At 66.4% G+C, this 10,206-nt stretch carries 13 protein-coding genes; 8 read left to right on the top strand and 5 right to left on the bottom strand.

Annotated elements, in window-relative coordinates; genetic code table 11:
• The coding region (locus LH128_RS19465) for a Clp protease N-terminal domain-containing protein (RefSeq protein ID WP_008831393.1) at positions 1-592 on the bottom strand (592 nt) is incomplete at its 3' end.
• A 173-nt stretch (positions 593-765) separates the two neighbouring features.
• Positions 766-984, bottom strand: a complete 219-nt coding sequence (locus LH128_RS19460) for a DUF1192 domain-containing protein (protein WP_008831392.1) — start codon at positions 982-984, stop codon at positions 766-768.
• Positions 985-1,133: 149 nt separating this feature from the next.
• Between LH128_RS19460 and LH128_RS19455 the strand changes: the two genes are divergently transcribed.
• The gene (locus tag LH128_RS19455) at positions 1,134-1,418 is read left to right on the top strand and encodes a GIY-YIG nuclease family protein (RefSeq protein ID WP_008831391.1); all 285 of its coding nucleotides are present in this window, start codon (positions 1,134-1,136) and stop codon (positions 1,416-1,418) included.
• 351 nt (positions 1,419-1,769) lie between these two features.
• On the opposite strand, the gene LH128_RS19450 is transcribed toward LH128_RS19455, so the two are convergent.
• On the bottom strand, positions 1,770-2,681 hold the full coding sequence (locus LH128_RS19450) for an MlaA family lipoprotein (protein WP_172705112.1): 912 nt from the start codon (positions 2,679-2,681) through the stop codon (positions 1,770-1,772).
• 190 nt (positions 2,682-2,871) lie between these two features.
• On the opposite strand from LH128_RS19450, the gene LH128_RS19445 reads away from it, so the two are divergent.
• Positions 2,872-3,873 (top strand): NAD(P)H-quinone oxidoreductase, encoded by a 1,002-nt coding sequence (locus LH128_RS19445; protein ID WP_008831389.1) that lies wholly within the window; start codon positions 2,872-2,874, stop codon positions 3,871-3,873.
• A gap of 199 nt (positions 3,874-4,072) precedes the next feature.
• On the top strand, positions 4,073-4,780 hold the full coding sequence (locus LH128_RS19440) for a DUF1013 domain-containing protein (RefSeq protein ID WP_008831388.1): 708 nt from the start codon (positions 4,073-4,075) through the stop codon (positions 4,778-4,780).
• A gap of 169 nt (positions 4,781-4,949) precedes the next feature.
• Here the strand turns inward: LH128_RS19440 and LH128_RS19435 are convergent, their stop codons facing one another.
• Together LH128_RS19435 and LH128_RS19430 are read right to left on the bottom strand one after the other, a co-directional pair.
• On the bottom strand, positions 4,950-5,396 hold the full coding sequence (locus LH128_RS19435) for a bactofilin family protein (protein WP_008831387.1): 447 nt from the start codon (positions 5,394-5,396) through the stop codon (positions 4,950-4,952).
• Position 5,397: 1 nt separating this feature from the next.
• On the bottom strand, positions 5,398-6,549 hold the full coding sequence (locus LH128_RS19430) for a M23 family metallopeptidase (RefSeq protein WP_008831386.1): 1,152 nt from the start codon (positions 6,547-6,549) through the stop codon (positions 5,398-5,400).
• A gap of 242 nt (positions 6,550-6,791) precedes the next feature.
• Between LH128_RS19430 and LH128_RS19425 the strand changes: the two genes are divergently transcribed.
• The 5 genes from LH128_RS19425 (at position 6,792) to LH128_RS19405 (ending at position 10,185) form a co-directional block, all read left to right on the top strand.
• Complete coding sequence (locus LH128_RS19425; protein ID WP_008831385.1) at positions 6,792-8,081, top strand: glutamate-5-semialdehyde dehydrogenase; 1,290 nt, start codon at positions 6,792-6,794, stop codon at positions 8,079-8,081.
• Positions 8,045-8,755: a nicotinate-nucleotide adenylyltransferase gene (locus LH128_RS19420; protein WP_008831384.1), complete on the top strand. Its 711-nt coding sequence runs from the start codon at positions 8,045-8,047 to the stop codon at positions 8,753-8,755. The genes LH128_RS19425 and LH128_RS19420 overlap by 37 nt, the downstream gene beginning before the upstream one ends.
• Before the next feature lie 113 nt (positions 8,756-8,868).
• Positions 8,869-9,270, top strand: a complete 402-nt coding sequence (rsfS, locus tag LH128_RS19415) for a ribosome silencing factor (RefSeq protein ID WP_008831383.1) — start codon at positions 8,869-8,871, stop codon at positions 9,268-9,270.
• Positions 9,271-9,382: 112 nt separating this feature from the next.
• Positions 9,383-9,808 carry a 23S rRNA (pseudouridine(1915)-N(3))-methyltransferase RlmH gene (locus tag LH128_RS19410; protein WP_008831382.1) on the top strand — a complete coding sequence of 142 codons (426 nt, stop codon included), beginning with the start codon at positions 9,383-9,385 and terminating at the stop codon, positions 9,806-9,808.
• Complete coding sequence (locus tag LH128_RS19405) at positions 9,808-10,185, top strand: ribonuclease HI (protein WP_008831381.1); 378 nt, start codon at positions 9,808-9,810, stop codon at positions 10,183-10,185. The genes LH128_RS19410 and LH128_RS19405 overlap by 1 nt, the downstream gene beginning before the upstream one ends.
• Positions 10,186-10,206: the final 21 nt, after the last annotated feature.

Here is a 10,206-nt window from a genome sequence, read left to right as displayed (position 1 = left end):
TGCCCGCCAGCGCCTTCTCGTTGAGGTTGACGGTGAACTGGTCGAGCGCCGAATCCTTCTTGTTGGCGGACGCCTTGGCCTCCGCCTTGTCCTCGGGCGTGGGCGGGGTTTCGTCGGACGAGCCCTTGGCGGTGCGATCCTCGATCCGCTTGCCGCCCTTGCCGATGCCGTGGCTGATATAGCTGACGGCGTCGAGGCGGCTCATGTCCTGCTGCTGCAGGAAGTAGACCGCATACGAATCCCGCTCGGAGAACAGCGCGACGAGCACGTTGGCGCCGGTCACGGTGTCCTTGCCGGACGACTGCACGTGCAGGATCGCGCGCTGGATCACCCGCTGGAAACCGGCGGTCGGGGCGGGATCGCCCTTTTCCTCGGTCTTGAGCGACTGGTATTCCTGATCGAGATACTGGCGCACCACGTCGCCCAGATCGCCGAGGTCCACGCCGCAGGCCTGCATGACCTGCGCCGCGTCGGTGTCGTCGATCAGCGCGAGCAGCAGGTGCTCGAGCGTCGCGTACTCGTGGCTCCGCTCAGACGCGTGAGACAGAGCCGAGTGCAGGGTCTTTTCAAGGCTTTGGGCGAAACTTGGCATTTAGGCGACCTTCATCGTGAGGGACGGCTCTCCCGGGAGGTTCCCGGCCCGCAGGGGAGATTGGCGGGTCAGGGTTACGAGGTTGATATAGGGACGTTCAGGATGGTTGCGAGGGTGGGCATGGGGGTAAGCGCCCGAGGTCGCCCGAAGGCTGCCAGAGGAGGCTGCGATTCTCAAGATGATCGCGGCCTGAACAGGGCGTCCGCCGCGAGGCGGTGAGCCGATGATGCGTTCCGGTGCGCGCGGATGCGGGCGATCTCGGTTTCGAGAAGCGCAACCCGCGCGTCGAGTTCGTCCAGCGAATAGCGATCGAGGCTTTCACCGGCGAGGTGGCTGGCGGCTCCGAAGTCGCCCTCGGATGACCGCCGCAGAGGTCGGTCTTCTTCGTCCATTGCGGTGCAGCATCGGACTGGAATGCGAGGCTGTCAATGGGTCCTTCGACTGGCCGGAGGATATGTGTTCCGGCGCGAGGCCGGGTTAAAACTCTGTCGTCATCCCAGCGAAGGCTGGGACCGCTGGCCGTCTGCTCTACGCTGCCGTGATGCCTGGCTGGACATACATCCTCACCAACAAGCCCCATGGCGTGCTGTACATCGGCGTCACGGCTGACCTGCCCGCGCGCATGATGCAGCATCGCGGCGGTGCGGGGTCGGCGTTCTGTCGGAAATACGGGCTCAAGCGGCTGGTGCTGATCGAGCCGCACGGCCGGATCGAGGATGCGATTCGGCGCGAAAAGGCGATGAAGGCGTGGAAGCGGGAATGGAAGATCCGGCTTATCGAGGAAGCCAAACCGGAATGGGCGGATCTGTTCGAGCGTTTGTTGTGAGCGGGGGCGCCGTTCAAAGCGCCCGTTATCGTACAACCGCCCGCTACCCTACAGACACTCGCCATCCTAAAAACACCCGTCATCCCAGCGAAGGCTGGGACCGCTATGACCCTGTTGCGCACTGTCGTTCGCAAACCACTTGCCACAAAAGCCCCGCACGCCAGCGTTCAGCATGACGGCCAGCGGTCCCAGCCTTCGCTGGGATGACGAGCGTTTTTGAGCGGACGTTGCGTGCTTGCCGCATACGCCCAGCCCGCAGCGTTCAGCACGACGGCCAGCGGTCCCAGCCTTCGCTGGGATGACGGGCGTGTTTGAGCGGGCGCCCCGTGTTTGCGCCCCGCTCTCCACCCACTACTTGCCGTCCACCCCCGGCTCCGCAATGCCCTTGCGCGCGCGGTATTCCGGGCTGTGCAGTGCATCCACTTCGGCCTGGCGACGCTTGAGGTAGAAATCGCGCGTGGCCACGTAAGGGTCGGCGGCGGCGCGATTGGCCTTGATCTGCTCGTCGAAGGCGACTCGGTCGTTCATCGACTTCACGATGCCGGTGGAAAGCCCGTAGACCGGCTTGTTGAACGGCTTGCCGAACAGCGTGGGCAAGATCGACAGGTCGAGGACGCGTCCGACCAGATCGCGCGCCGTCGTCGGACCCAGAACGGGCACGAACAGGTACGGCCCGTTGCCGATGCCGTGATAGGCGAAAGTGTTGGCGAAACCGTTCTCGCGGTAAGGCAGGCGGAACGGCTTGCGTTTGGCCATGTCGAACAGACCGGCGACGCCGACCGTACTGTTGATGACGAAGCGGCCTGCCGTCTCCATCGCCTTGCCTGGCTTGAACTGCAGCAGGTAGTTCACGAAGACGATCGGCTCCGCGAGGTTGATGAGGAAGTTGCGCAGGCCGTTGCGGATCGGCTTGGGCACGATCCGCTCGTACGTTCCCGCGACCGGGGCGACGACCACCTTGTCCACCGCCTCCACCACCGCGAAGCTGGCCGCATTGACGCCCGAGAACGGGTCGGCCTCTATCTGGCGGGGGCTGGAACTGACGATGATGACGTTCTCGTCCTCCGCCGCAGGCACGCTGCCGGGCGGGGGCGTTCCCGCAGGCGGGGCAGGAGCGTGAATGGTCGGCGCCACGTCCGGCAGAGGCTGCGCCGCCACTTCCGGCACGGGAGTCGTCACCGCACCTGGCGTCCCGATCGCCGGGTGATCCTGAAGGTTGGCTCCGCCGCCCGCCAACAGGACGGACAGAGCTATAGTCGACACGCCCACTTCCGTACTTCCTCTGATGAACCCATCCGCACGGTACGGCTGCGACCCGAAGTGGAGTGAACACCACTATCATCATAAAATCGAGAGACTTTGTCAGTGCGGCCGCAGGCACCGTCCCGCTTCGGGAGGCAGGGCCAAGAAAGGGAGTTCCCCACCCCCCGCATCCTGTGGCACAGGGAGGTTCATGTTAGCTGACCTTCCTGTCACCATGACCGCCGTTGGCTACGATGCACCCGGCGGCCCCGAAGTCCTGCGCCCTGAAACCGTCACGGTGCCCCGGCCCGGCCCCGGCGAGGTGCTGGTCAAGGTCGCCTTCGCGGGCGTCAATCGCCCCGACGTGGTGCAGCGGCTTGGCAATTATCCGCCGCCGCCGGGCGCCTCGCCGATCCCGGGGCTGGAGGTTTCCGGCACCATCGCGGCATTGGGCGAAGGTGTGAATCAGTTCCTCCCCGGTCAGGAAGTCTGCGCGCTCGTTTCGGGTGGCGGCTATGCGCAGTACTGCATCGCCAAGGCCGGGCACTGCCTGCCGGTGCCCGAGGGCTTGTCCCTTGCGGAAGCCGCGGCGCTGCCGGAAACTCTTTTCACCGTTTGGCACAACGTGTTCGAGCGCGGCTGCGCGCGTGAGGGCGAGTGGCTGCTCGTCCACGGCGGCACCAGCGGTATCGGCACGATGGCGGCGATGCTGGGGCGGCACTTTGGGCTGACGGTGATCGTTACCTGCGGCTCGCCCGACAAGTGCGCGGCGGCGCTGAAGATCGGCGCGCATCACGCGATCGACTACAAGGCCACCGACTTCGTCGAGGAAGTCGCGCGGATCACCGGAGGGCGGGGCGTCGACGTGGTGCTCGACATGGTCGCGGGTAGCTACGTCGCGCGCAACCTCAAGTGCCTCGCGCCCGATGGCCGCCACGTCACCATCGCGGTGCAGGGCGGCGCGAAAGCGGAGGTGAACATGGCGGTGGTCATGACCCGGCGCTACACGCTGACCGGTTCGACGCTGCGCCCGCGCACGGACGCGTTCAAGGAAGCGGTTGCGCAGGAGATCCTCGAATGCGCCTGGCCGCTGGTCGAGGAAGGCCTGCTGCGCCCGGTGATGGACACGCGCTTTCCGCTCGCCGAAGCCCCCGCCGCGCATGCGCGGATGGAGGCCGGAGACCACGTCGGGAAGATCGTGCTGGAGGTGTGAAGGTGCACTTATGGTACCCTTGGGTGCCTTTGAGTGCCGTCAAATCATGACGAAATGCGCGTTTCACGTGAAACGCATCGACGGAATGACGCAATTTTCGGCCCCTTTTGCTTGCTCCTTCGGCAAAAATTCCCTAAATCGAAACCGTGAGGCCGCTCCGCGAAGGGGCGGCCCTTATTGTTTCCGCCGGAGATAGAGAATGAGCCAGCCCACTCCGCTGATGCCGCACGCGACCGCCTCGTGGCTGGTCGACGTTACCTCGCTGACTTTCGAGCAGATCGCAGAATTCTGCGGCCTGCACATGCTCGAAGTCCAGGCGATGGCCGACGATCTGGCATCCAGCAAGTATACCGGCCGCGACCCCGTTCGCTCGGGCGAGCTGACGATGGAAGAGATCGAGAAGGGGCAGGCCAACCCTGACTACAAGCTGCGCATGCACAAGGTGCCGCTCGCGCAGAACCGTACCAAGGGCCCGCGCTACACCCCGGTGTCGAAGCGTCAGGACAAGCCGGACGGCATCGCCTGGATCCTGCGCAACCACCCCGAGGTTTCGGACGCGCAGATCGGCAAGCTGATCGGCACCACGCGCAACACGATCGCGGCGATCCGCGACCGTTCGCACTGGAACATCGCCAACATCACGCCCAAGGACCCGGTCACGCTGGGCCTGTGCTCGCAGCGCGAGTTGGACGCCCTCGTCGCCAAGGCCGCGAAGAAGGCGGGCATCCAGGACACCGGCGAGGGTGACGAACGCCTGGTCGATGACCGTCAGGCCCTGATCGACGAACTGCGCGCAGAGCGTCAGGCGCAGGTTCAGGCCGCGTCGGAAGCCGCGCAGGAAGCCGAAGTCGCCGCCTGGCTCGAAGCCAAGCGCGCTGCCGAAGCCGCCGAGGCGCGCGGCGAGTAACTTCGCTTTGGCCTGACGGCTGAATCGAAAAGGGGACATGGGAGTCGATCCCATGTCCCCTTTTTCGTGTCCGCTCTCGGGGGGCTTCGACAAGCTCAGCCTGAGCGGGGTTTGAGGTTTACACTACTTCCGCCCACCCTGAGCTTGTCGAAGGGTCACGGCTGAGCCCTCACTCCGCCGCCGCCGAAAGCTCCTCTTCGTCTTCCTCGGCGATGACCTCGATCGGCGCCGAAGCGGGCAGGCGAGCGATCGACGGCGGCATCTGTCCGCCATTGGGCGACAGGCGCCCTTCGAGGCGCGCGCCCTGCTCGATGGTCAGCGTGTCGTAGGACACATCGCCCTCGATCCGCGCGGTCTTGAGGATCACGACCTCGCGCGCCGAAACCGATCCGCGCACGAGTCCTGCGACGCGTACCGATTCGGCCCGCACCGCGCCGTTGATCTCGCTGCCTTCGCCCTGGATCAGGGCCTTGCAGGAAATGTCGCCGTTGACGCTGCCGTCGACATGCAGGTCGGCGCTTGCCGAAATGTCTCCGCTGATGACGGTGTCGCCGCCCAGCATCGAGAAGCTCGAACTGTTGATGCTCGCACGCGAGCTTATGAAGGCCTTGGCCATGTCAGTGGTTCTCCTCCTGGCCCCTGTTGCTGCTGTTGTTCGCCCCCTGAAGACGTGCCGCCTCGAGGAACGGACGCGGGTTGACCGGATGGTCGTTCACGCGAACCTCGAAGTGGAGATGCGGGCCGGTCGAGCGCCCGGTGCTGCCCATTGCACCGATCAGCGCCCCGGCGTCGACGTCCTGACCCACACGGGTGCGGAAGCCGGAAAGGTGCCCGTAGCGGGTCATCAGCCCGTTGCCGTGCGTCACCTCGATGCAGTTGCCGTAACCGGACTTCTGCCCGACGAAGGTGACGCGCCCCTTGGCGGCGGCGTAGATCGGCGAGCCCATCGGCCCCGGGAAGTCGAGGCCCGCGTGGAACGCGGCGCCGCCGGTGAAGGGGTCCGAACGATAGCCATAGCTGGACGAAACGTAGGCGACATGCGCCGGGCTCACCTGCGGGATCGAGGCGAGGCCGTTCTCCAGCGCGTCCATGCGGGCAAGGCTCTTGCCCATCGTCAGGAAGCGCGGATCGACGCTGCCGTCGGCCCCGGTCGCCAGCTTCACCAGCGGACCACCCTCGGCCATGCGCGCGCGCGAAATCATCGCATTGGGATTGAGCCCCAGCTTGCGGATCGAGGCCATCGCGGCGTCCGAACGCTGGTCGGCGTAGCGGGTGAGGCGATCGACGAGCGCCAGTTGCTTCGCCTCGATGTCGGCAAGGTTGCCGACGCCGGGAACGGCGGCGCTGACCTTCTTCGCGGTCGCTTCGGTCTGCGCGGTAGGTCGGGTATCTCCGGACTCCTCGGGGAGTTCCTGGATATGCGCATCGACCATCTGTTCGATGAACTGCTGTCGGCGGGCGAGGTCGGACGCGACCGAATCGACGTTGCGGCGGTACTGCGCGACGCTCTTCTCGGCCTTGGCGACATTGGCCGCGCGCTCGGCGAGGGCAGCGCTTTCGCTGCCGACGGATGCCTGCGAGAGCGCCAGAGCGCCGACCGATGCGGCCCACATGCCGAGCACGCCGACGGCCGCACCTGCGGCGATCTTCTGTGCCCGCGCGGAAACGCGGATGAAACGGACCTGTCCCTGCGACCGCATGATGAACTCGCGGTCGGGGAACGCCGTCCTGAGGCGCTGGATGAACGCCCCGGTTGACTTGGAAAGCAAAACGACCCCGCTTGAAATCTATGTCTCAGTCCCGGATCGCGCCGGTAGCAGGCGGTAGTTACCAAAGCGAATCGGCTTGGCCCGAACCTCTGCGGAATCGGGGCGAGACGAAAACAGATAGCGGTGAGCCGAGGAACCTTACCTTTGCGCGACCGTGAGATGACATGCGAATCGATTGCATGCGTGCATTTTGGCCACTGCATTCCGGTGACAACTGCACGCTGGAATGATAGGCCGCGCCCATGACCTTGCAGAGCACCCTGATCGCCGAACCCGCAGCGCTCTCGCCCGAGGCGCTTGTCGAGCAACTGGCCCGTGACGGCCGGGCCGCGCAGCGCGTACTGGCGAAGCTGACGGACGCCGATAAGGCCGCCGCCCTGCGCGCCGCCGCCACGGCGCTGCGCGAGGCGGAAGGGGAAATTCTCGAAGCCAACGCCAAGGACATCGCGGCTGGCGAGGCCAAGGGACTGTCAGGTGCGATGCTCGACCGCCTGCGGCTCGATGCCGCGCGGTTGGCCGGAATCGCCGATGCGGTCGATCAGGTCGCGGGCCTGCCCGATCCGGTGGGCGAGGTGATCGCTTCCAGCGAACGCCCCAACGGCCTCAAGCTGTCGCGCGTGCGCATCCCCATCGGCCTGATCGGCATCATCTACGAAAGCCGCCCGAACGTGACCGCCGACGCTGCCGCGCTGTGCCTGCGCTCGGGCAACGCGGTGCTGCTGCGCGGCGGCAGCGAGGCGATCCATTCCAACCACGCGATCCGCGCCGCCTTCGCGAAGGGTCTCGCCACCGTGGGTCTGCCCGAGGCGGCGATCCAGCTGGTGCCGACGCAGGACCGCGCGGTGGTCGGCGCGATGCTGACGGCGGCGGGCCTCATCGACATGATCGTGCCGCGCGGGGGCAAGAGCCTCGTCGCGCGGGTGCAGGCCGATGCGCGGGTGCCCGTGCTCGCCCACCTCGACGGCATCTGCCACACCTATGTCCATGCCTCGGCCGATGCCGGGATGGCGCGCGACCTGACGCTCAACGCCAAGATGCGCCGCACCGGCATCTGCGGGGCGATGGAGACGCTGCTGCTCGACACCCAGTTCCCCGAGAGCGAATCGGTCGTTGCCGGCCTGCTCGACGCGGGCTGCGAACTGCGCGGCGATGCCCGTGCGCAGGCGCTCGACCCGCGCGTGCTGCCTGCCAGCGAGGAGGACTGGGACACCGAATACCTCGACGCCGTTCTGGCGGTGGCCGTGGTCGACGGCATCGAACCGGCGCTTGAGCACATCGCCGCGCATTCCTCGCACCACACCGATGCGATCGTTACCGAAGACGCGGAATCGGCCGAGCGCTTCCTTGCCGAAGTCGACAGCGCGATCGTGATGGTCAATGCCTCCAGCCAGTTCGCCGATGGTGGCGAATTCGGCCTCGGCGCCGAGATCGGTATCGCCACCGGCCGCCTGCACGCACGCGGACCTGTCGCGCTGGAGGGCCTGACCACCTACAAGTGGCAGGTGCGCGGAACCGGGCAGGCCCGGCCCTGAATCTGGTTCTGAGGCGGACCCGAACCCGCCCCGGGCCCGTCACGGGCCTGCTCGGCGGCAGTTTCAACCCGGCCCACGGTGGACACCGCCGCGTCACCCTGTTCACCGTCGAGGCGCTTGCGCTCGACGAAGTGTGGTGGCTGGTCTCGCCGGGCAATCCGCTCAAACCCAAGGCCGGGATGGCCCCGCTGGCCGCGCGGATGCGCTCGGCGCAGCAGCAGGCGCGGGGCGCCCGCATCCGGGCCACCGCGATCGAGCGCGAACTGGGCACCCGATACACCGTCGACACCCTCCGCGCACTCCTTCACCGTTACCCGAAACGGCGCTTCGTATGGCTGATGGGGGCGGACAACCTCGCCCAGTTGCACCGCTGGAAGGACTGGCGGACGCTGTGCCGACTCATGCCGATTGCGGTAATCGCGCGTCCGGGGTATGATGGCGCTGCCCTCGCGAGCCCCGCGATGGCCTGGCTGGGGAAATTCCGGAGACCCCTGACCAGTCTTCGCGGTCCGGAAGAGTGGAGCGCACCCGCGCTGGTGACATTGCGATTCGACCCCGATACGCGGTCGGCAACGGCGATACGCCAGGCCGATCCGGACTGGGCACGAAGGTTCTCAGATCGACCTTCGCGTGACGCGGTCACGTACCACTTGATCCCCGGAACGGCGGAATGATCGGCTTTCAGGCCATCTTCCCGCATACCCGGCTTACACGGCAAACGATCGAACGCGGCAGGATGGCCTTCATCCTGCCCGGTCGGTTTTGAAAGGAGCAGAACCCAACCAAGATGCCACAGGCAGAACTACAGCCGGAATCAACCGGCGCCACCCCGCTTCCGGTCACGATCGAAAGCGATGATCCGTTGCTGAACCTCGTGCTTTCGTCGCTGGACGACGATCAGGCGCAGGAACTGGTGACGATCGACCTCGACGGCAAATCGAGCATCGCCGACTTCATGGTGATCGCCTCGGGCCGTTCGACCCGCCAGGTTGCGTCCATGGCGCAGAAACTCGGCGAGCGACTGAAGCAGAACGGCTTCGGCCATCCGCGTATCGAGGGCCTTCCGGCGGCCGACTGGGTGCTCGTCGATGCGGGCAGCGTGGTCGTCCACCTGTTCCGTCCCGAAGTGCGCACGTTCTACAACCTCGAGCGGATGTGGGGCTTCGACGGCCCGTCCGGGGCAGCCTGACCGCTGCCTAGAGGATGATCCTCCGGTCGCGACGGTGACCGGAAAATCGCAAGGAAATCACGCGGGGGCCCTGCTCCGTCCCCGCGTTCCGGCCTGATTGCACCCTGAACCCATGCTGCTGCACATCATCGCTCGCGGAAAGATCGCCCGCTCGCCCGAGGGTGAGATGCTGGATCGCTACGCGAAGCGCATCACCTGGCCGTTCAGGCACAGCGAGCTGCCCGATGTCGGCGGCAAGGTGCCGCCTCCCGCCCATACCCCGGTCCGTGAAGTCCTGCTCGACGAGCGGGGCAAGCTGATGAGCTCGGAAGAGTTCGCCGCGCTGCTCGGCCGCTGGCGCGACGAGGGCGTGCGCGAATGCCGCTTCCTGATCGGCGCCGCCGACGGCCACGGTGACGAGGCGCGGGCGCAGGCCGACCACCTTCTGTGCTTCGGCCGCATGACCTGGCCTCACCTGATGGTCCGCGCGATGCTCGCCGAACAGCTGTGGCGCGCCACCGCGATCCTGGCCGGGCATCCCTACCACCGCTCGGGCTGATGAAGCGCCTGAAGGTCTTCTTCGACGGCGGCTGCCGTCCGAATCCCGGCCCCATCGAAGTCGCCGTGGTGATACGCGGGGTGGCGCATGTCTTTGAGGATTGCGGCTGCGGCACCAACAGCGATGCCGAGTGGCTGGCGCTGATCCATGCACTGGAACTCTGCCGGGAGCAGGGGCTGGAACAGGTCGAGCTGATCGGCGATGCGGCGGAGGTTGTGCGTCAGGCCAACCGGGCCTTGCGCGACGGGCATGGCCCGGGGCGGCACGCGGCGCGCTTCCTTGCGCTGGCGGCTCAGGTTCGTCCTGCGCGCATACGGTGGATCAAGCGTGAGCAGAACCTTGCCGGAATTGCGCTGGCCGCGCGCCATCCAAGGTGAAGGCATTTTATCCTCCCTGTT

This window comes from Sphingomonas sp. LH128, assembly GCF_000293195.2.
Classification (GTDB): Bacteria; Pseudomonadota; Alphaproteobacteria; order Sphingomonadales; family Sphingomonadaceae; genus Novosphingobium; species Novosphingobium resinovorum_A.
The sequence above is the reverse complement of the archived record's forward strand: the minus strand, read 5'-3'. Positions and strand labels throughout refer to the sequence as shown.